Source organism: Boseongicola sp. (assembly GCF_057460485.1).
In genome coordinates this window covers 1-19,275 of sequence record NZ_JBVCWP010000046.1, presented here as the reverse complement: position 1 = coordinate 19,275, position 19,275 = coordinate 1, and the positions used below count along the sequence as shown (strand labels likewise).

The 19,275-nt window shown below is 57.3% G+C and carries 22 protein-coding genes and 1 pseudogene; 21 read left to right on the top strand and 2 right to left on the bottom strand.

Annotation, left to right across the window (positions count from 1 at the left end):
- Together AC221Y_RS08170 and AC221Y_RS08165 are read left to right on the top strand one after the other, a co-directional pair.
- Window positions 1-413: 50S ribosomal protein L11 methyltransferase (locus AC221Y_RS08170; protein WP_486707148.1), on the top strand; the 413-nt coding region annotated here is incomplete at its 5' end.
- Between the two features lie 100 nt (window positions 414-513).
- A complete protein-coding gene (locus AC221Y_RS08165) occupies window positions 514-861 on the top strand; it encodes a hypothetical protein (protein ID WP_486707147.1) in 348 nt (115 codons plus the stop codon).
- Window positions 862-957: 96 nt separating this feature from the next.
- Here the strand turns inward: AC221Y_RS08165 and AC221Y_RS08160 are convergent, their stop codons facing one another.
- Window positions 958-1,170: a DUF1127 domain-containing protein gene (locus AC221Y_RS08160; RefSeq protein ID WP_486707146.1), complete on the bottom strand. Its 213-nt coding sequence runs from the start codon at window positions 1,168-1,170 to the stop codon at window positions 958-960.
- Window positions 1,171-1,615: 445 nt separating this feature from the next.
- Here AC221Y_RS08160 and ruvC point away from each other — a divergent pair, with 445 nt between their 5' ends.
- The 19 genes and pseudogenes from ruvC to AC221Y_RS08065 all read left to right on the top strand — a co-directional run bounded on the left by ruvC (window position 1,616) and on the right by AC221Y_RS08065 (window position 18,594).
- A complete protein-coding gene (gene ruvC, locus AC221Y_RS08155) occupies window positions 1,616-2,110 on the top strand; it encodes a crossover junction endodeoxyribonuclease RuvC (RefSeq protein WP_299753480.1) in 495 nt (164 codons plus the stop codon).
- The gene (gene ruvA, locus AC221Y_RS08150; RefSeq protein WP_486707145.1) at window positions 2,107-2,760 is read left to right on the top strand and encodes a Holliday junction branch migration protein RuvA; all 654 of its coding nucleotides are present in this window, start codon (window positions 2,107-2,109) and stop codon (window positions 2,758-2,760) included. The genes ruvC and ruvA overlap by 4 nt, the downstream gene beginning before the upstream one ends.
- A 117-nt stretch (window positions 2,761-2,877) precedes the next feature.
- Window positions 2,878-3,900: a Holliday junction branch migration DNA helicase RuvB gene (gene ruvB, locus AC221Y_RS08145; protein WP_299753484.1), complete on the top strand. Its 1,023-nt coding sequence runs from the start codon at window positions 2,878-2,880 to the stop codon at window positions 3,898-3,900.
- Between the two features lie 99 nt (window positions 3,901-3,999).
- Window positions 4,000-4,605 (top strand): hypothetical protein, encoded by a 606-nt coding sequence (locus tag AC221Y_RS08140; protein ID WP_486707144.1) that lies wholly within the window; start codon window positions 4,000-4,002, stop codon window positions 4,603-4,605.
- A 49-nt stretch (window positions 4,606-4,654) separates the two neighbouring features.
- Window positions 4,655-5,044, top strand: coding sequence for a tol-pal system-associated acyl-CoA thioesterase (gene ybgC / locus AC221Y_RS08135; protein WP_486707143.1), 390 nt, complete (start codon window positions 4,655-4,657; stop codon window positions 5,042-5,044).
- 123 nt (window positions 5,045-5,167) lie between these two features.
- Window positions 5,168-5,866: a protein TolQ gene (gene tolQ / locus AC221Y_RS08130; RefSeq protein ID WP_299753491.1), complete on the top strand. Its 699-nt coding sequence runs from the start codon at window positions 5,168-5,170 to the stop codon at window positions 5,864-5,866.
- A 1-nt stretch (window position 5,867) separates the two neighbouring features.
- Window positions 5,868-6,338: an ExbD/TolR family protein gene (locus tag AC221Y_RS08125; RefSeq protein ID WP_299753493.1), complete on the top strand. Its 471-nt coding sequence runs from the start codon at window positions 5,868-5,870 to the stop codon at window positions 6,336-6,338.
- A 7-nt stretch (window positions 6,339-6,345) separates the two neighbouring features.
- Window positions 6,346-7,437: an energy transducer TonB gene (locus AC221Y_RS08120; protein WP_299753495.1), complete on the top strand. Its 1,092-nt coding sequence runs from the start codon at window positions 6,346-6,348 to the stop codon at window positions 7,435-7,437.
- The gene (gene tolB, locus AC221Y_RS08115) at window positions 7,434-8,762 is read left to right on the top strand and encodes a Tol-Pal system beta propeller repeat protein TolB (protein WP_299753497.1); all 1,329 of its coding nucleotides are present in this window, start codon (window positions 7,434-7,436) and stop codon (window positions 8,760-8,762) included. Before AC221Y_RS08120 ends, tolB begins: the two co-directional genes overlap by 4 nt.
- A 73-nt stretch (window positions 8,763-8,835) precedes the next feature.
- Window positions 8,836-9,351 carry a peptidoglycan-associated lipoprotein Pal gene (gene pal / locus AC221Y_RS08110; protein ID WP_299753499.1) on the top strand — a complete coding sequence of 172 codons (516 nt, stop codon included), beginning with the start codon at window positions 8,836-8,838 and terminating at the stop codon, window positions 9,349-9,351.
- Between the two features lie 17 nt (window positions 9,352-9,368).
- Entirely contained in the window at window positions 9,369-10,196 is an 828-nt protein-coding gene (locus tag AC221Y_RS08105; RefSeq protein ID WP_299753501.1) for a tetratricopeptide repeat protein, read from the top strand.
- Window positions 10,193-11,473: a tRNA lysidine(34) synthetase TilS gene (tilS, locus tag AC221Y_RS08100; protein WP_299753503.1), complete on the top strand. Its 1,281-nt coding sequence runs from the start codon at window positions 10,193-10,195 to the stop codon at window positions 11,471-11,473. Before AC221Y_RS08105 ends, tilS begins: the two co-directional genes overlap by 4 nt.
- 82 nt (window positions 11,474-11,555) lie before the next feature.
- Complete coding sequence (gene ftsH, locus AC221Y_RS08095; RefSeq protein ID WP_486707142.1) at window positions 11,556-13,484, top strand: ATP-dependent zinc metalloprotease FtsH; 1,929 nt, start codon at window positions 11,556-11,558, stop codon at window positions 13,482-13,484.
- A gap of 111 nt (window positions 13,485-13,595) precedes the next feature.
- Complete coding sequence (locus AC221Y_RS08090; RefSeq protein ID WP_486707141.1) at window positions 13,596-14,090, top strand: hypothetical protein; 495 nt, start codon at window positions 13,596-13,598, stop codon at window positions 14,088-14,090.
- A gap of 22 nt (window positions 14,091-14,112) precedes the next feature.
- Window positions 14,113-14,694: pseudogene (locus AC221Y_RS08085) on the top strand (MOSC domain-containing protein).
- Window positions 14,695-14,855: 161 nt separating this feature from the next.
- Window positions 14,856-16,532 (top strand): formate--tetrahydrofolate ligase, encoded by a 1,677-nt coding sequence (locus tag AC221Y_RS08080; RefSeq protein WP_486707140.1) that lies wholly within the window; start codon window positions 14,856-14,858, stop codon window positions 16,530-16,532.
- A gap of 5 nt (window positions 16,533-16,537) precedes the next feature.
- Window positions 16,538-16,984, top strand: coding sequence for an OsmC family protein (locus tag AC221Y_RS08075; RefSeq protein WP_486707139.1), 447 nt, complete (start codon window positions 16,538-16,540; stop codon window positions 16,982-16,984).
- Window positions 16,985-16,994: 10 nt separating this feature from the next.
- Window positions 16,995-17,903, top strand: coding sequence for a bifunctional methylenetetrahydrofolate dehydrogenase/methenyltetrahydrofolate cyclohydrolase FolD (folD, locus tag AC221Y_RS08070; protein ID WP_486707138.1), 909 nt, complete (start codon window positions 16,995-16,997; stop codon window positions 17,901-17,903).
- 55 nt (window positions 17,904-17,958) lie between these two features.
- The gene (locus tag AC221Y_RS08065; RefSeq protein WP_299755883.1) at window positions 17,959-18,594 is read left to right on the top strand and encodes a CDGSH iron-sulfur domain-containing protein; all 636 of its coding nucleotides are present in this window, start codon (window positions 17,959-17,961) and stop codon (window positions 18,592-18,594) included.
- On the opposite strand, the gene pdeM is transcribed toward AC221Y_RS08065, so the two are convergent.
- The gene (pdeM, locus tag AC221Y_RS08060) at window positions 18,591-19,259 is read right to left on the bottom strand and encodes a ligase-associated DNA damage response endonuclease PdeM (RefSeq protein WP_486707149.1); all 669 of its coding nucleotides are present in this window, start codon (window positions 19,257-19,259) and stop codon (window positions 18,591-18,593) included. The two genes, AC221Y_RS08065 and pdeM, sit on opposite strands and share 4 nt — an antisense overlap.
- Between the last annotated feature and the right edge of the window lie 16 nt (window positions 19,260-19,275).

The following is a 19,275-nucleotide window of genomic DNA, read 5'->3' as shown; positions in this document are numbered from 1 at the left end:
GGTGCGGCACGGCGGTTCTTGCGATGGCAGCAGCGCGGATGTGGCCCGATCAGGTATTGGCTTCGGACATTGATGCCGTCGCGGTTGAAGTTGCTGAAGTCAACGTGCGCGCCAATGGTCTTTCAGACCGGGTCCGCTGTGTTGAAGCCGCAGGTTTTGAACATGAGGCTCTGTCGGGCGCCGAACAATTTGATCTGGTTTTCGCCAATATCCTCATGGGCCCCTTGTTGGCCCTTGCAGCGGATATGAGACGCGCGGTGCAGCCGGGCGGACATGTGGTCCTGAGTGGGATTCTCAATGAACAGGCCGAAACTGTCACTTCGCATTATCGCGACGCAGGCTTCAATCTTATCAAACAGGACCAGATTGTTGACTGGTCGACCCTAACATTGGCGCGAATAGTCGGAATTTGAACGAAAGCGCTGCCAAACAGCTGCTTGCGCCACATTGAGGCCACAATTTCGCGGAATCTTTACTCATCCGGCCTATTGGTCAGGTGTTTGGAGTCTTTCGATGTCCGCCTATCAGTTTGATGAATTTGAACGTCGTATGCGCCGAATTAACCGGCGCCACAGCAAGCTTAGCCATGGGTTCGTCACACAAGTAACCGATGATGGTCTGGTGGTTGCGAAACCGCGTCGTCGTCGCGGATATGCGCTGCTTCGCGGCATCTATTTGCTATTGCTGGTCATATTTATCTTTAAGGGCTTTTTGCACGCTAACCTGGGGCCGCTTGCCTACCAGGAGCGGGTTGATAGCCTCATGGGCGGAAATGTCATCGAGCAAGTTGGTGGCTTTGCCATGATGGCCGATCCTGTCACGCTTTGGCTTTCCGGAACTATCTCTTCCCTCGTGCGATAAAGGCGAACCGCGTCAAGCGGCTGTCTTTCTGGCACCAAAACGAAAACGGCCGCGTCCTGCCAGACGTGGCCGTTTTTTTATTTATGCCGCAAAAATTCAGAAAGTCCTGCGTGTAATCCGGTCGATATCGCCACGGTGAAGGCCGATGTCTTCCAGCTCGTGTGCCGACAGTTGTGACAGCGTATTGCGCGTACGACGCGCGTCGTTCCAAGCTGCCAGAGTTGCTATTGTATTTGAAAGCGCAGCATAAGCCCGGTCAACAACGGTTGCGGGACGGCTTTGCAGGCGGGTGTCGTCAAAAAGTGCCATCGCGTTTATCCTTAAATCTGGGCTGCTGCCCTTTGAATGATTGACCGCACTTAGGAGCGGAATTTCCGTCCGGCAAGCACACAAATTGCATGTCTGGGATGCAGTTTCTGCATAGGTCGTTTTTGGCTCTAAACTGTTACCGGTAAAGGCAAAATCACTGTTTCGAAGTGTCGATTTCGAGCTTCGCGATGACGATTTTATGCCGCTTTTATCGGTGAGGCTTGGTCGCGGTCTATTTGCGACATTTGGAGCCAATCGCTTCTTTTCGCCGCCCAATGTCAATGATGTGGTCTGCGCGCACCACTTTCGCTTCCGTTGCGGCGTTTAACCTGAGTGCATTGCGTGCGATATTGCCGCGCTTCGCTTCTGACCCCCGCAATGTTCTTGGAAGATGTTCGCGTTTCGTGCTACTCATTGCCAAAGATAAAAAAGGGCAGGTGAGGCGATGCGCGTGATGGGGCTGGACCCGGGGCTAAGAGCTCTTGGATGGGGCGTGATTGATGTATCCGGCTCGAAGTTGTCGCATGTGGCAAATGGCGTCTGCAAAACCGGAAATGGCGATCTTGGGGGGCGTTTGGTGTCTCTGTTTGATCAGTTGACCGAGATTTGGGCGCGCTTTTTGCCCGACACCGCTGCTGTCGAGCAAACATTCGTCAACAAGGATGGAGCCGGCACGCTTAAGCTTGGCCAGGCGCGGGGGATTGCGATGTTGGTGCCAGCGCGTGCGGGTATCGTCGTAGGCGAATACGCCCCGAACGCTGTGAAGAAGGCGGTTGTTGGGGTAGGCCACGCGGACAAGCGGCAGGTCGAGCATATGGTGCGGATGCAGCTTCCCGGCATCGAGATCGCCGGGCCGGATGCGGCGGACGCCTTGGCGGTCGCAATCTGCCATGCACATCTTGCCGCGACCGCTGCACGGATCGCGAGGGCGGTCGGATGATTGGTAAACTTGCAGGGCGTCTAGAGTATCGCGGGTCGGATCATGTGCTGATTGATGTGCGTGGCATTGGCTACATTGTGCATGTCAGCGAGCGGACTTTGGCCACCTTGCCCGGCGTCGGGGAGGCGGTTGCGCTTTATACCGAATTGCTGGTGCGGGAAGATTTGTTGCAACTTTTCGGGTTCACGACGTTGGTGGAAAAGGAATGGCATCGGTTGTTGATAAGCGTGCAAGGGATCGGGGCGAAAGCGTCGATGGCGATCCTTGGCACGCTAGGACCCGATGGCGTTTCGCGCGCGATTGCTTTGGAAGACTGGGCGTCTGTCAAAGCGGCCCCCGGAGTTGGGCCGAAGATCGCTCAGCGTGTTGTGCTTGAGCTTAAGGGCAAGGCACCCGCGATGATGGCGATGGGCCGCGCGGCCCCCGCGATTGGCGACGGCGACGGCGAGGTGATCGACCCCGCTGTGGCAATGCCTCCGACGCCGGAAAATGCCTCGGCTCAATCGGAAGCTTTGTCAGCCTTGAGTAATCTTGGATATGCGCCAGGGGAAGCCGCCAGCGCTGTCGCTCAGGCCGCGGGGGCGTTCGAAAATGCGACGACACCTGTGCTTATTCGAGAGGCGTTGAAGCGATTGGCGCCAAAGGGATGACGGGCTTGTGGCGGTGTCGTACGGCTTTGATCTGCGCTGTGGGCGAGAGGCAGGCCATCGCCTCAAAGCTTTCTCACAGTCCACCGGATATTTTTGCCAGAAAGGTGGGCTGTTTTTATGGGTGAACCCGATCCAACACTGCGTCCCCAAGCGCGCCCGGAAGATACGGATCGGGCGTTGCGCCCGAAGACGCTTGACGCCTTTGTAGGGCAGGCCGAAGCGCGGGCAAATTTAAGCGTTTTCATTGAAAGCGCGCGCCGTCGTGGTGAGGCGATGGATCATACGTTGTTTCATGGGCCGCCCGGTTTGGGCAAGACCACGTTGGCGCAGATCGTCGCGCGCGAGTCGGGCGTAAACTTTCGGATGACCTCGGGACCGGTTTTGGCCAAGGCCGGGGATTTGGCGGCGATCCTGACGAACCTTGAGGCACGGGACGTCTTGTTCATTGACGAGATACACCGGTTGAACCCGGTGGTGGAGGAAGTGCTTTACCCCGCGCTTGAAGATTTCGAACTTGATCTGGTGATCGGTGAGGGCCCCGCGGCTCGCACCGTGCGCATCGAGTTGCAGCCCTTCACGCTTGTGGGGGCAACGACGCGGCTTGGGCTTTTAACGACACCCCTGCGGGACCGCTTTGGTATTCCGATGCGCCTGAATTTTTACACCGAAGACGAGCTTTTTCTGATCGTGGCGCGAGGTGCCGGGCTTTTGGGCATTCCCGCTGAGGACGGCGGCATGCGCGAGATTGCACGTCGCGCACGGGGGACACCTCGGATCGCTGGGCGGCTCTTGCGGCGCGTGGTGGACTTCGCGCTTGTCGAGGGAGATGGGCGGCTGACACAGGAGCTTGCTGACAGCGCCCTGACGCGGCTTGGGGTGGATAAACTCGGGCTTGATGGAGCGGATCGCCGGTATCTGACGCTGGTTGCCGAGAATTATGCTGGCGGGCCGGTCGGGGTTGAAACGCTTTCGGCGGCGCTTTCGGAAAGTCGTGACTCGATTGAAGAAGTCATCGAGCCCTATTTGTTGCAGCAGGGCCTTATCCAACGCACGCCGCGAGGGCGAATGCTGGCGGCCAAAGCCTGGAGCCACTTGGGTCTGCCGGCTCCTCAAGCTGCGGGGCAAACCGATCTGTTTTGAAGCAAGGGACCGGATCGGGTGTTTTCCCGACCGCAGGTCTGGAGATTTCTGGCGTCGCACGCTAGCTGACAGAGCATGGAATTTGGGGACGTAGAAAAAATGTTTACGCGTGCGGACGGGACGTTTCTGTTTGCGCGTTGGGGCCGTCCCATCGTGCCGATTGTTTTTGGTGTTGATGACGCAACGCTTTCGGTGATGAAGGGGGCGATTGAGGCGGTCGTTGCATTGGCCGACCACAAAATGGCCGAAACTGATCCTGATCTGGGCGCCAACCTTTTGGTGTTCTTTTTTCGCGAATGGAACGAGTTGCTTGAGACCCCGGGCCTTGACCGTCTGGTGCCTGATCTGGTGCCTTTGGTGGGGCGGCTGGAAGCGGCGGATGCCAACCAGTATCGGCTTTTCCGGTTTGAGCCGCATGGCGCGATCAAAGCTGCGTTTGTCTTCGTCCGGATGGACGCCGAAATGTCGAAAGTAGCGGCGGAAGATATCGCGCTGGCACAGGCAGTTCAGACCATTTTGTTGTGGTCAGATGTGGCCTTCATGGACAAAGGGCCGCTTGCGCGTTTGGGAGAGCAGGTTGTGTTAAGACCTGACATCGCGGCGCTTGTACGGGCGGGATATGATCCGACCATGCCTGCTGTTGCGAATGATCCAAGCCACGCTTTAAGGCTGAGCGCGCGCGCAAATCGCGATCTGCCGGTTTAAGGAAGACTGAGGCTGGACGCCTGACGCGGCCTGGCGCATCGTTGCGACCATGAGCCATCGACTGACTTTGCGCGTCTACTATGAAGACACTGACCTTGCGGGAATTGTGTATTACGCAAATTACCTGAAATACATAGAGCGCGGCCGCACCGAGTATGTGCGCGAGGCCGGGATCGATCAGGTCCGGTTGAAAGCCGATGAAGGGATTGTCTTCGCGGTTCGTCGGATCGAGGCGGACTACAGTGCGCCCGCAAAATTTGACGATCTCCTTGACGTGGTAACCCAAGTCGAAAGCGTGACTGGTGCCCGTATCACCATGCATCAGGTTATCGAACGCGCCGGCGAGGTGGTGTTTGAGGCCTTGGTGACGCTTGTGGCTTTGTCAGAAAACGGCCGGCCGGCGAGACTTCCGGCGGAAATACGCCAAACTTTGTCCTGATTGCGCAATCGCCGCAGCGTCATTCACGGCTTCTTGTTGGCATTTTCTATGCGGTTCCGATAATCTGCTGTGAAACGAGGGACCCAAAACAATATAATAAGGGTCGGCAGAGAGAGCGGAACTATGGAGCAGGAAGCGATCGCGCTTGCGCAGCACGCAGATTTTTCGATCTGGGCGTTGTTTGCGCGTGCGTCTTTTACGGTCAAGCTGGTGATGGTGGCGTTGATATTGGCGTCAATCTGGGCTTGGGCAATCATTTATTCGCGGTCAAAGGACTACCGTCAGGCGCGCGCCGAAGCGGCAACCTTTGAGGAGGCGTTCTGGTCGGGGGAACCGCTTGATCAGTTGTTTGATCAGATCGGACCTGCGCCAAATAGCCGGGCCGAGCGCATTTTTTCCGCCGGCATGACCGAATGGCGGCGCTCGCATCGCGACAACGGTGGGATGATTGGCGGCGCACAGGTGCGGATTGATCGCTCGATGGACGTTGCGATCCAAAAAGAGACCGAGGCCTTGCAGGCGGGATTGCCGGTTTTGGCAACAGTTGGATCGACGGCGCCTTTTGTAGGTTTGTTTGGGACGGTTTGGGGTATCATGGTTGCCTTCATCGAAATCGGTCAAAGCCAGTCGACGAGCCTTGCGGTTGTGGCGCCGGGTATTGCCGAGGCTCTTTTGGCGACGGGGCTTGGGTTGGCGGCGGCTATTCCTGCAGTGATTTTCTACAACAAGCTATCGACAGATGCGGACAAGATTATTGGTGGATACGAGTCTTTTGCGGATGAGTTCGCCACGATCCTAAGTCGCCAGATGGACGCGTCCTAGAATGGCGGCGGGTGTCCTTGAAAAAGGCGGTGGATCGCGCCGGCGGGGCCGACGATCTCGCTCAAAGCCGATGGCCGAGATCAACGTGACGCCCTTTGTGGATGTCATGTTGGTCTTGTTGATCATCTTCATGGTGGCCGCGCCGTTGCAGATTGTTGGTGTGCCGGTTGAGTTGCCGCGCACCGCGGCACAATCCTTGCCGACTGAGCAGGAGCAGCCATTGACGATCACGCTGACGGCGGATGGTGCGACCATGATCCAGTCCACTGAAGTCACTGACGGTGACATTATCGGCCGCTTGCAGGCTATCTTGACCGAGCGAACCTCGGATCGGGTGTTCTTGCGGGCTGATACATCGGTGCCTTATGGGCGCGTCGCGACAGTGATGGGGGCAATGAATGCCGCCGGGATCACGAATATTGGCCTTGTGACAGATGATGGCGGTCCTCGTCTAAACGGCCAGGGCGGTTGAGGCGGCGTTGCGCGCGGGCTGGTATCTCTCTGGTGCGGGACATTTCGCGCTTGTTGTGTTCATCTTCTTTGGTGGGATGTTCGCGGGCGACCGCATACCGGAGGTTACAGTGAGCGAGGTGACGGTGCTTTCGGAAGCTGAGTATGCAGCACTTTTGCCACCGACGACCGCGCCTGAAATGGCGACGGACGCGCCTGAAGTTACGCCGCCGACTGAGGATGAAGCGCCGACGACCCCCGCCGAAGATACCGCACCCGAAGTGTCCTCGCCCGTGCAAGCCGACGAGCCCGAAACACCCGAGAACCCTGATCTTACCATCCCCCAGCCGATCCCTGACGCGGTCGTGGAAGACAACGCACCAATCATTGCGACACCGCCAACGGACATTGAGGGGTCGTCCCCAATTGAAGATGGCACGCCGCAGCCAGCGCCGCGCGTTGCTGCAACACCTTCGATTGCGCCGCCGCCATTGGCGGAAGTTGCACCCGAGCGCGTGGACGAAGTCGCACCCGATCCAGAAGCGCCGCCCGAAAAGGCGGTCGAAGAGGCCGAAGCCGCCGCGCCGCTGGAAGCCAGCGACCGGATTGTCACCGAGGCCGAAGAAACGCAGGAATTGGCGCCTGCCAGTTCGATGCGCCCCCGCACGCGGCCCGCGAGGCCCGTGCGTCAGGCGGAAACGCCCGCCGAGACGCCAACCGAAAACGCGCCGAACGATGCCATTGCCGATGCCGTGGCGGAAGCCAACGAAACGTCCGCCTCAAACGTACCAACTGGGCCGCCATTAACGGGCGGGGAACGTGACGTGCTGCGGGTCGCGGTCAGTTCGTGCTGGAACGTCGGCAGCTTGTCGACGGATGCGCTAGGCACAACTGTTGTGGTTGGGGTGTCCATGACTGAGGATGGCAAGCCGGTGACGAATTCCATACAGCTGGTTTCGTCGGCTGGCGGATCGGATGGCGCCGCGAAACAGGCATTTGAAGCCGCGCGACGGGCGATTATCCGCTGCGGCGCCCGCGGATTTCCTTTGCCGGTGGAAAAATTCAGCCAATGGCGCAATATCGAAATGACGTTCAACCCCGAAGGGATGCAGTTCCGATGAAGGTTTTGAGTTCGCTGGTGCTCGGCTTGGTGATGACTTTTGCAACGCCTTTGGTGGCGCAAGAGCGTTCCGGGCCACTCAGGATCGAAATAACCCAAGGCGTTATCGAGCCTGTCCCAATCGCAGTGGCTCCGTTTTTGGCGGAGAACGCGGCAGCGGCGGATTTTGCCCGTCAGATCACGGCCGTGGTCGCGGCAGATTTGGTTGGCACGGGTTTGTTCCGGGACGTGCCCAAGAACGCCTATATCAGCCAGGTCAGCGATTTTAACGGATCCGTTCCCTATCCTGACTGGAAGGCAATCAACGTCGAGGCCTTGGTGACAGGCGCAGTGACGCTGACCAGCGACAAGCGGTTGGTTGTTAAGTTCCGTCTCTTTGACATCTTTACGGGCGCGCCTTTGGGCGAAGGTCTGCAATTCGCGGGCGGGACCGATAGCTGGCGGCGTGTGGCGCATAAAGTTGCAGATCAGGTCTATGCGCGGATCACCGGTGAAAGCGGCTATTTTGACAGCCGCGTGGTCTACGTTGAAGAAACAGGCCCAAAGAATGCGCGCGCCAAGCGGTTGGCGATCATGGACTACGATGGTGCCAATATTCAATTTCTGACAGATGCGTCGTCCATCGTGTTGGCCCCAAGATTCTCGCCTACTGGCGACCGGGTTTTGTTCACCAGCTACGAATCCGGCTTTCCGCAGATTTATGAATTGTCGGTGGGCACAGTTACGAAACGCCCGCTACAGATGGATGTCGAAGCAATGACTTTCGCTCCGCGCTATGCGCCGAACGGCCAGACCGTACTATATTCGCGCGCAGAAGGCGGGAATACAGATATATTTCGGCTGGATCTCGCCAGTGGCCAGCCCACTCGATTGACCAGCGCGCCGTCCATCGAAACCGCGCCTTCGTTTTCGCCGGATGGCAGCAAGATCGTTTTTGAAAGTGATCGCTCCGGCAATCAGCAGCTTTACGTGATGTCCGCGACGGGGGGCGAGGCCTCCCGGATCAGTTTTGGTCAAGGGCGATACGGGACGCCGGTCTGGTCGCCGCGTGGCGACTTTATTGCCTTTACCAAACAAAACGCGGGCCGTTTTCATATAGGCGTCATGCGCACTGATGGTTCTCAAGAGCGGCTTTTGACAGCGTCGTTTCTCGACGAGGGCCCCACTTGGGCTCCGAACGGGCGCGTTTTGATGTTTACACGCGAAAGCGCTGGCGCTGATGGAGAGCCCGCGCTCTTTTCTGTGGACATTTCGGGGCGAAATTTGAAGCGACTTGCAATGCCGACCGCGGCCTCGGACCCGGCGTGGTCGCCGCTTCTGCCGTGAGCCGTTTCAATCTTCTTCGCGACGTGGTATTTTAGACCAGAGCAGATAAACAAAAAACCAAACAGGTGATCTTATGACTTTTCTGAAGATGGCAGTGGCGGCCGCGGCGCTTGTAGCGCTTGGTGCGTGTACAAATGCGGACCGCTTCGGTCCTGGCAGCAGTGGTGCCGAAGGTGGATTTGGAGCAAACGGTGGTGTCACGGGCGGCGTGAATGATCCGACATCCCCGGTCTATTTCAACGAAACGATCGGAGACCGTATTTTGTTCGCGGTGGACCAGTCGACTTTGGGACCGGAAGCACAGGCCGTGCTGGACCAGCAAGCAGTTTGGCTGACACAGAACGCTGATTACCGCGCACTGATCGAAGGTCACGCAGACGAGCAGGGCACCCGTGAGTACAACCTTGCGCTGGGCGCGCGTCGCGCAAGTGCGGTTCAGAACTATCTGATTTCGCGCGGCGTTGCACCGGGACGATTGCAGACGATCAGCTACGGCAAAGAGCGCCCGATCCAGATTTGTTCCGACGAGACGTGCTATAGCCAGAACCGGCGTTCGGTCACGGTCATCACCGCAGGTGCGGGCGTCTGAGAAACGGAGCTAGTCTCATGCGTTGGATTTTGATTGTTGCCATGTGCATCCTGGCCGTTCCGGCCGTTGCACAAGATCGCGAAAAGACCCTGGCGGATATCCGTCAGGAGCTTTCGGTGCTGTTTGTCGAAATACAGAAGATGCGGCGCGAGTTGTCCACCACGGGGGGTGTGAATGCGAACCTTTCCGGCACCAACGTGCTGGAGCGGGTCGACGCGATGGAAGCCGAATTGCAGCGTGTCATTGCTGCGAATGAGGCGTTGACCAATCGTGTGGATCGCGTTGTTTCGGACGGCACCAACCGGATCGGCGATCTGGAGTTTCGGCTCTGCGAGCTTGAAAGTGGCTGCGACATCGGCAGTCTCGGAGAGACTCCAACGCTCGGGGGCGGGGCTTTGCCGACGGCTGTAACGCCTCAGCCTGTTGCGCCGGTTGGCGATGTGACGGGCGGTGTTGAGTTGGCGGTCGCCGAGCGTGACGACTTCGATCGGGCCAAAGCAACCTTTGATGCTGGCAGCTTTGAAGCCGCAGCAGAGCAACTGCAGCGCTTCACCGAGACCTATCAGGGTGGGCCTTTAACCGGACTTGCACACCTGATGCGGGGCGAGGCGTTGCAAAGCCTTGGGCTGACATCTTCGGCGGCGCGCGCCTATCTGGAAAGCTATTCGGGCACGCCGAACGGGCCGACCTCGCCAACGGCGTTGTTGAAGCTTGGTCTGGCTTTGGATGGATTGGGCCAGAACTCGGAGGCTTGTATTACATTGGCTGAGGTGACGCTTAGGTATCCCGATACCGAAGCGTCGATCGAGGCGCAGGCCGCGCGTGCATCAATGGGGTGCGTGTGAGCGAAGACGAGAACCCGGATGAGATGCTCCGGTATTTCAGTGGGTCTGGGTTTGCTTTAAAAAAACCGAAGAAGCTTGGCGTCGCCGTGTCCGGTGGTGGCGACTCTATGGCATGCCTTGATTTGATGATTTGGCATGGGCGGGACCTGGGGTTTCCGGTCGAGGCGGTCACGTTGGATCATGGGCTCCGGCCTGAGGCCGGAGATGAAATCGCGCTGGTTGCTGCGTATTGTGCCGAATGGAATGTGCCGCATAGCGTTTTGACTTGGGCGTGGGATGGGTCTGGTAACCTTCAATCAAAGGCGAGCAATGCGCGCTATCGTTTGATTGGGGAATGGGCAAAGCAATGCGGCGCAGACTTGGTCGCGCTAGGACATACTCAGGATGACGTAGCCGAAACCTTTTTGATGCGTCTGGCGCGGCAGTCGGGTATCGATGGTCTCGCGCACATGGAGCGCAGTTTTGAGCGGGAAGGTGTCGATTGGACTCGGCCACTGCTCTCCTTCGGTCGTGCTAAATTGCGGTCCTATCTGAAACGCCACGAGGTCGAATGGGCCGAGGATCCGTCCAACAATGATCCGAAATTTGAGCGCGTGCGCGCGCGGCAGGTACTTGAAGCACTGGAACCTCTTGAGATTGATGCCGACGTTCTAGCGAGCGTGGCACACAACCTGTGGCTTGCGAAATCTTCCTTAGATCTTGTTCTGCGCGCGTCAGTATTCAAATACGTTGTGGAAGATCGTGGCGACCTTATTGTGCCGGGTGAGATTCCTGAGAAAGACGGGTTTATTCCGCCGGAACTCATCTACCGGCTGCGACGAGTTGCGATCCGTTGGGTTGGCGGCGCAAACTATGCTCCTCGCTCTAAGGCGATGTTCGAGTTGGAGGATGGCCTGAGGGAAAAGGGCATGCACACCCTTGGCGGCTGTATTTTCAGAATGGTCGAGGGCAAGAAAATTTATGAGCGCCGTTTTCGAATCACCCGCGAATACAATGCTGTACGCAATGTCGTATCGTCCACAGATGCGCCTTGGGATGGGCGTTGGGTGCTTGAAGGGCCGCATGACGCAGAATTGCAGGTGCGCGCCCTTGGCGACGCAGTCAAAAACTGCCAAGATTGGCGCGATACAGGCCTTCCACGCCAGTCCTTGTTGGCCTCTCCGGCGATCTGGCGCGGTGACGAACTTGTTGCGGCCCCTCTCGCAGGCCTCGAAAACGGCTGGACGGCGTCGGCAATTGGCCGCGGCACTTTCTCACAATTTCTCTTATCGCGTTGAAGATCTGCTATTGGTAGCTATTTAATAGTCTAGTCGGAGGGGTGGCCGTTTCTGCCCCAAGAAATTCCCAAAGGAGCGTCCTTTGAACAACGCGCGTAGCATCGCCTTTTGGCTGGTTCTTTTCCTGCTGATATTGGCGCTATTTAACCTTATCTCAGGCGGCCAGACAAACACCACGTCGTCCACCGTAAGCTATTCCGACTTCGTTCAGCGTGTGGAGGGCGGCGACGTCTCAAATGCGACCATCGATGGTGAACGGATCGTATTCCGCAGCTCGGATGGCCGTGACTATGTAACGATCCAGCCGGAAGGCGCAGGCGCAACTGATCTTCTGGTGAGCAATCAGGTCACATTCCGTGCAGAGCCACAGGAACAATCCGGTTTGATGACGATCCTGATGACGTTCCTGCCGTTTCTTCTGCTGATCGGTGTGTGGATTTACTTCATGAACCGTATGCAGGGCGGGGGCAAAGGCGGCGCCATGGGCTTTGGCAAATCGCGCGCGAAGCTTCTGACCGAAAAGCATGGCCGCGTGACGTTTGATGATGTTGCAGGCATCGACGAAGCAAAAGAAGAACTTGAAGAGATTGTAGAGTTCCTGCGCACGCCGCAAAAATTCTCACGTCTTGGCGGCAAAATCCCCAAAGGGGCGCTTTTGGTGGGTCCTCCGGGTACGGGTAAGACGCTTCTTGCACGTGCTATCGCGGGCGAAGCAGGTGTGCCGTTCTTCACGATTTCCGGTTCTGATTTCGTTGAAATGTTCGTTGGTGTGGGTGCGTCTCGCGTCCGCGACATGTTCGAACAGGCGAAAAAGAACGCGCCTTGCATCGTTTTCATTGACGAGATCGATGCGGTTGGCCGGTCGCGTGGCGTAGGCTATGGCGGCGGTAACGACGAACGCGAGCAGACGTTGAACCAGCTTTTGGTTGAGATGGATGGTTTTGAAGCCAACGAAGGCATCATCATTGTCGCTGCAACAAACCGTCCAGACGTTCTGGACCCGGCCCTTTTGCGTCCTGGTCGTTTTGACCGCCAGGTGCAGGTGCCAAACCCGGACATCAAAGGTCGTGAGAAGATCCTTGGGGTGCATGCCAGGAAAGTCCCACTTGGTCCTGATGTCGACCTGCGCATCATTGCGCGCGGCACGCCGGGCTTCTCGGGTGCTGATCTGGCGAACCTTGTAAATGAGTCTGCCTTGATGGCAGCCAGATTTGGGCGTCGGTTTGTTATCATGGAAGACTTCGAAAGCGCCAAAGACAAGGTCATGATGGGCGCGGAGCGCCGGTCTATGGTTATGACCGAGGACGAAAAGAAGCTGACTGCATATCACGAGGCAGGTCACGCTATAGTAGGTCTTAACGTGCCGCAGCACGACCCGATCCACAAAGCGACGATCATTCCACGAGGCCGGGCGTTGGGTCTTGTCTTGTCGCTTCCGGAACGGGATCAGCTGTCCGTCAGCTACACGAAATACACGTCGAAAATCGCGATGGCGATGGGCGGACGTGTGGCGGAAGAGCTGGTGTTCGGGAAAGAGAATGTCACGTCAGGTGCATCGTCTGACATCCAGCAAGTCAGCCGGATCGCGCGCGCGATGGTGACCCAGTTTGGCTATGCCGAAGAGCTCGGCTACGTCGACTACGCTAACGAGCAGCAATCTCCTCTCGGTGCTTATGGCGGCGGCACGACCCATTCGAGCATCACGCAGAAGACAATCGATGACAAGGTAAAGGGTCTGATAGACGAAGGTTACGAAACCGCCAAGCGTATCCTCACGGAAAAGCGCGAGGACCTCGAGCGTCTGGCACAAGGGCTTCTGGAATACGAGACGTTGACCGGTGGCGAAATCACGCGTGTGATCGCTGGTGAGACGCTCAATCGTGGCGATGATGACGACGATAAGCCCACGGACACTGGCGGAACGGCGTCGGTCACGGCCATTCCAAAGACCAAGCCAAAAGCGAAACCATCGGATGATGATGGTGGAATGGAGCCAGAACCTTCCGCCTAATGCGACCCGAAGGACACTGAAACAATGCCCCGCCCTCGTGCGGGGCATTGTGTTTCTGAGGTATGCCATCAATCATTGCAGTAACGAAGTGTGTTTGAAAAAGGCTGCCCTATGCTGTCACAGATTGCCGATATAGCGGACCTGATCGCCGCCGCTGCCATCGTTATTTCGCTGCTGTTCGTGGCCTACGAAATGCGTGCGACGCGCAAGCAAGCCGAACTGACCAACTGGCGCGAGGTCTTGCACACAATGACAGAGTACAAGGCGCAGACAAACGACCCTGTTCTGGCGGATATAGTGGTTCGGGGACACGCTGACATTGATGCTCTAAGCGACGGCGAAAGGCTGAGCTTTGAGCTGTATCTAGAGCAAGGTGTGCATGTCTATGGGAATTTTCTGAAGCACAATGACTCGCTTCCGCAAAAACTGATCGGTCTTGATGGCGCCGTGGGCAATCATTTCTACGAGCTTTTAAAGACTCCGGGCGGGGCTGCTTGGTGGGAAGGTTCCCAAAAACGGCACCGCTTTATGCCGGAAACCTACCGCGTTACCAATGCTCTCCTGAACGAACGGGATGCCAAAGGCGGCGCACCGATCAATAGGTGAGGGAACGGAAGAGAGGTTGCAAATGCCCGCGTTGATATCGACAGATATTGTCGGCAAAATCATGTGGCTTGGGTGTGTGCCTGATCGCGATGCGAACCTGGCTTCGGAAACTCGCGATGAGATGTTCGCGACTTTTTCCGGCGTCGCAGATGAGGATCACAGGGGGCTCACGCGGCTCTCTTGTTCGCGGGTCGTGACTCAATACCCAAAAGGGACTGAAATCAGAAATACCCGGCAATTCTCCGTCGTGTCGGCTGAAGAGATTGAGGCGATATCGACCAAAATCGGGATTGCGCGTCTTGATCCGTCGAGGATCGGCGCCTCCATCGTGATCGCGGGCATCCCAGACTTCACACATATTCCGCCGTCGTCCCGGCTTCAGTTTGACACGGGTACGACTTTGGTTGTCGATATGGAAAACCGCCCCTGTCACCTCCCCGCTAAAGTGATCGACGGCCATCTTCCGGGCGTTGGGCGCGCATTCAAGGCGGCCGCAAGAGGTTGACGCGGCGTGACAGCGTGGGTCGAGCGTGAAGGCGTGCTGCATGTCGGTGACGCGGTGCGCCTTCATATCCCGGCACAGCGCCGCTGGTCACGAGCATAATGCTGGCTTTCGGGCCGAAAGTTTCCGATATGCAACGCCAAGATCCCGGCTTCGACGCAACCGGGGTCGGAAATGTCGAAATTGACGCTTACCCGGCGCGATTGCAGGCTTATAGCGGAAGGAACGTCGAATGACGGCACTCCAACAGGGATATCCGGGAAATGGCATACAAGACTGACATCGAGATTGCGCGCGAAGCCAACAAGAAGCCGATCATGGAGATAGGGGCAAAGCTTGGTATCGGCTCCGAGGACCTGGTCCCATATGGTCACGACAAGGCCAAGGTTAGCCAGTCGTTCATTGAGAGCCTCGCCGACAAACCAAAGGGTAAACTGGTCCTTGTGACGGCGATCAATCCAACGCCCGCTGGCGAAGGCAAGACCACGACGACGGTCGGGCTTGGTGATGGTCTGAATCGTATCGGCCGAAAAACAGTGGTTTGCATCCGTGAAGCCTCGCTCGGTCCGAACTTTGGGATGAAGGGCGGCGCTGCAGGCGGTGGCTATGCTCAGATCGTGCCGATGGAAGATATGAACCTGCATTTCACAGGGGATTTCCATGCGATCACGTCTGCCCACAACTTGCTATCGGCAATGATCGACAATCATATCTACTGGGGCAACGAACTTGAGATTGACGAGCGTCGTGTGACCTGGAAGCGCGTGCTGGACATGAACGACCGTGCCCTACGCGACGTGGTTACGTCGCTTGGCGGTGTGGCAAACGGCTTTCCGCGCCAGACCGGATTTGACATCACCGTGGCCTCGGAAGTTATGGCGATCCTTTGCCTATCGAACGATCTGAAGGACCTCGAAAAGCGATTGGGCGACATGATCGTTGCTTACCGCCGGGATCGCACGCCAATCTATGCGCGTGATCTCAAGGCTGACGGCGCGATGACAGTGTTGTTGAAAGATGCCATGCAACCAAACCTTGTTCAGACGCTGGAAAATAACCCGGCCTTTGTTCATGGCGGGCCGTTTGCCAATATCGCACACGGATGTAACTCGGTTATTGCGACCACAACGGCGTTGAAACTTGCGGATTATGTGGTGACAGAAGCGGGCTTTGGGGCCGACCTGGGCGCCGAGAAATTCATGAACATCAAGTGCCGTAAGGCCGGCCTTGCACCCGACTGCGTGGTGCTTGTGGCGACGATACGCGCGATGAAGATGAACGGTGGCACGGCAAAAGCCGACCTCGGTCAGGAAAGCGTCGACGCCGTCAAAGAAGGCTGTGCGAACCTTGGCCGTCATATCGGTAACTTGAAGTCGTTCGGTGTGCCCGTGGTGGTCGCGGTGAACCACTTTGTGACCGATACCGATGCTGAAGTGCAGGCAGTGCAGGACTATGTCGCGACCCAAGGAGCCGAGGCGATTGTCTCGCGACATTGGGAGTTTGGTTCGGAAGGCTCGGAGCCGCTAGCGCGCCGTGTCGCCGAGATTGCGGAAAGCGGCGCAAGCCAGTTTGCGCCGCTCTATAAGGACGAGCTTTCGCTGTTTGAAAAGATCGAGACTGTAGCGAGGCGCATCTATCACGCCGATGAAGTTCTTGCGGACAAGAAAATTCGCGACCAGCTCAAAATATGGGAAGACGCCGGGTATGGTCATTTGCCCGTCTGCATGGCCAAAACCCAATATAGCTTCACAACAGATCCATCCCGCCGCGGTGCCCCCACAGGCCATAGTGTTCCTGTCCGCGAAGTGCGTCTGGCTGCGGGTGCCGGGTTCGTTGTTGTGGTCTGTGGTGAAATCATGACGATGCCGGGCCTTCCGTCGCGTCCTGCCGCCGAGAATATCCACCTGAACGAGGACGGACAGATCGAAGGGTTGTTCTAGGCGGAATGCACACCGCCGAAGTCATATGGACGAGCGACGGGGATTTTGCCTCCGGGCAGTATTCTCGCGCGCACCTCTGGCGGTTTGATGGTGGCTTGGACGTTCCAGCCGCGCCATCCCCGTTTATCGTCCCGCCCCCATTGGGATTGGCCGAGGCTGTCGACCCGGAAGAAGCCTTTGTCGCCTCGATCTCGTCATGCCATATGCTGTGGTTTCTTGACGTAGCGCAACGCGCGGGATGGAACGTCGCGTCCTACCGCGATCTTGCCAAGGGCGCGCTGCGACAATCAGACGGAGTTGTTTGGATCCCACGCGTGGATCTGAATGTTGAGGTCACATTTGTCGGGGACACACCGGACCGCACTACGCATCTCGCCCTTCATGACAAGGCACATCACGCGTGTTTCATTGCAAATTCGGTGAAAACCGACATCGTTGTTAATCTAAGCTAAGGAAATCCACATGACGGCAACTCGCATCGACGGAAAGGCCTTTGCGGCCAGCGTTCGGGAAAAGGTGACAGCACACGTTGCGACCCTGAAAGCCGATCATGGCCTCATTCCGGGATTGGCTGTTGTCTTGGTCGGCGAGGACCCCGCAAGCCAAGTTTACGTGCGTTCAAAGGGTAAACTGACCCAAGAAGTCGGCATGAAGTCAGTGGAACACAAGCTTGGGGCTGAAACCCAAGAGGCGGACTTGCTTTCGTTGATCGACGCACTGAACAGCGACGAGACCATCCACGGAATTCTGGTCCAATTGCCACTGCCAAAGCACCTCAACGAAGACCTCGTCATCAATGCGATTGAGCCAACGAAGGATGTCGACGGATTCCACATCTCCAACGTAGGCCTGCTTGGAACAGGGCAGAAATCGATGGTCCCATGTACACCTCTTGGCTGCCTTATGATGCTACGCGACCATCACGGCAGCCTTTCTGGGATGAATGCGGTTGTTGTCGGCCGCTCGAATATCGTCGGCAAGCCAATGGCTCAGCTTTTGTTGGGGGACAGTTGCACCGTGACGATTGCCCATAGTCGAACAAAGGAATTGTCGGACGTTGTGCGTCGTGCAGATATCGTCGTCGCGGCTGTGGGGCGGCCTGAAATGGTGGGGGGTGACTGGATCAAGCCAGGAGCAACCGTCATAGACGTTGGGATCAACCGCATTGATGCGGGCGTAAAGGAAGATGGCTCGCCTAAGACAAGACTTGTGGGCGATGTCGACTTCGCAAGCGCGTCCGAAGTCGCGGGCGCGATTACGCCTGTTCCTGGAGGGGTTGGTCCGATGACAATCGCTTGCTTACTAGCAAACACCCTGACGGCGTGTTGTCGGGTGAACGGTTTGCCCGAGCCCGAGGGCCTTACCGCTTAAGCTTGACGTCAACGCGGCAATCAGTTGCGATGGTCGAGCAAAACGGGAGAGCACCATGGTAAAGACCTACACAGGCAAGACGATCGAAATCGGCTTCGAAATGAAACGCTGTATCCATGCGCGCAATTGCTTTTTGAAGTTGCCACAGGTTTTTGATCCAAAAAGACGGCCTTGGGTTTCACCGGATGCGGCCCCGGCTGAAGAAATTACCGCCATGATCCGTACGTGCCCATCGGGTGCTTTGACCTTTCGCCGGCTGGACACCGAAGCAGTTGAAACGCCTCCCGGCATCAATCGCGTGGCTGTTTTGGAAAATGGTCCGAATGCATTTCACGGCAATCTTGTTGTCGCCGGCGAGAGCGCAACACGGGCCACTCTGTGTCGGTGTGGAAAGACAAAAAATCCACCTTTTTGTGACTATTCCCATGTCGACGCCAAATTTGAGGCGACTGGTGAACCTGCGACAACTGGAAAAGATGCGCCGGGTGAGGATGCAGGCGAGGCCCTGCAAATAGTTGCACACGAAAACGGCCCGATCGAAGCGCGCGGCGCCCTGGAAATCACCTCGGGAACCGGACACCGGCTGCACCGCGGGACCCGGGCGTTTTTGTGTCGGTGTGGCCAGTCCAAGAACAAACCGTTTTGCGACGGCAGTCACAAAGACGCAGGTTTTGAGGCGCCGGGCGACTAAGCGTCAGATCGCGCGGCGCGCGGCACTGGAACGGCAAGTATGCGCCTTCCGGTCAGATACGCCGTTGCCTTGTCCGCAAAAAGTCTACGTAGCTCGGGTGTGGTCCAGCTGAGGCCCCCGGTATAGGCGCCAAACGCGGGTAGAATCATTCGAGCGTGATCAACCAGAAAGCAGCGACCGGACGCGTGCCGTATTCGCGCTTTTGGGTGGTAGTGCCCCGAAATTTCACCGCTTTCACAAGGGCTCGCGGCAATGTGGCGGAAGACGAAAGGACCTTCTCGATGCTCGCTTAGATGTGTGCCTGCAAGATCCAAAGGTCCTGGATCGTGGTTTCCCTCGATCCAAAGCCAACGCCGCCCCGCCTGCAGCCTTTGAAGCGTAGAGACATGGACGTCATCGAGTGCTGCCGCTGCCAGGCGATCGTCAAAACTGTCGCCAAGACAAAGAACAGTTTTCGCTTCCGTGGCCTCGATCGCGTCGGACAATTTCGTCAACGTCTCCGTGGTCTCATAGGGTGGCAAAAGGGTGCCTCCCTGCCGGGCAATCCGCTCAGATTTACCAAGATGCAGGTCTGAAATGACCAGCATTTCCACACGAGGCCAATAGAGCGCCCCGGTAGGAAGCAAACATATTTGTTCATCGCAGAATGAAATCGTGGCGTTCATGCTTCGTTCTTGGTTC

Excerpts from the sequence above, each read along its gene's own strand:
- AC221Y_RS08165 (WP_486707147.1), top strand. The coding sequence starts at position 514 with ATGTCCGCCTATCAGTTTGATGAATTTGAACGTCGTATGCGCCGAATT.
- AC221Y_RS08160 (WP_486707146.1), bottom strand. The coding sequence starts at position 1,170 with ATGGCACTTTTTGACGACACCCGCCTGCAAAGCCGTCCCGCAACCGTT.
- ruvC (WP_299753480.1), top strand. The coding sequence starts at position 1,616 with ATGCGCGTGATGGGGCTGGACCCGGGGCTAAGAGCTCTTGGATGGGGC.
- ruvA (WP_486707145.1), top strand. The coding sequence starts at position 2,107 with ATGATTGGTAAACTTGCAGGGCGTCTAGAGTATCGCGGGTCGGATCAT.
- ruvB (WP_299753484.1), top strand. The coding sequence starts at position 2,878 with ATGGGTGAACCCGATCCAACACTGCGTCCCCAAGCGCGCCCGGAAGAT.
- AC221Y_RS08140 (WP_486707144.1), top strand. The coding sequence starts at position 4,000 with ATGTTTACGCGTGCGGACGGGACGTTTCTGTTTGCGCGTTGGGGCCGT.
- ybgC (WP_486707143.1), top strand. The coding sequence starts at position 4,655 with ATGAGCCATCGACTGACTTTGCGCGTCTACTATGAAGACACTGACCTT.
- tolQ (WP_299753491.1), top strand. The coding sequence starts at position 5,168 with ATGGAGCAGGAAGCGATCGCGCTTGCGCAGCACGCAGATTTTTCGATC.
- AC221Y_RS08125 (WP_299753493.1), top strand. The coding sequence starts at position 5,868 with ATGGCGGCGGGTGTCCTTGAAAAAGGCGGTGGATCGCGCCGGCGGGGC.
- tolB (WP_299753497.1), top strand. The coding sequence starts at position 7,434 with ATGAAGGTTTTGAGTTCGCTGGTGCTCGGCTTGGTGATGACTTTTGCA.
- pal (WP_299753499.1), top strand. The coding sequence starts at position 8,836 with ATGACTTTTCTGAAGATGGCAGTGGCGGCCGCGGCGCTTGTAGCGCTT.
- AC221Y_RS08105 (WP_299753501.1), top strand. The coding sequence starts at position 9,369 with ATGCGTTGGATTTTGATTGTTGCCATGTGCATCCTGGCCGTTCCGGCC.
- AC221Y_RS08090 (WP_486707141.1), top strand. The coding sequence starts at position 13,596 with ATGCTGTCACAGATTGCCGATATAGCGGACCTGATCGCCGCCGCTGCC.
- AC221Y_RS08080 (WP_486707140.1), top strand. The coding sequence starts at position 14,856 with ATGGCATACAAGACTGACATCGAGATTGCGCGCGAAGCCAACAAGAAG.
- AC221Y_RS08075 (WP_486707139.1), top strand. The coding sequence starts at position 16,538 with ATGCACACCGCCGAAGTCATATGGACGAGCGACGGGGATTTTGCCTCC.
- folD (WP_486707138.1), top strand. The coding sequence starts at position 16,995 with ATGACGGCAACTCGCATCGACGGAAAGGCCTTTGCGGCCAGCGTTCGG.
- AC221Y_RS08065 (WP_299755883.1), top strand. The coding sequence starts at position 17,959 with ATGGTAAAGACCTACACAGGCAAGACGATCGAAATCGGCTTCGAAATG.
- pdeM (WP_486707149.1), bottom strand. The coding sequence starts at position 19,259 with ATGAACGCCACGATTTCATTCTGCGATGAACAAATATGTTTGCTTCCT.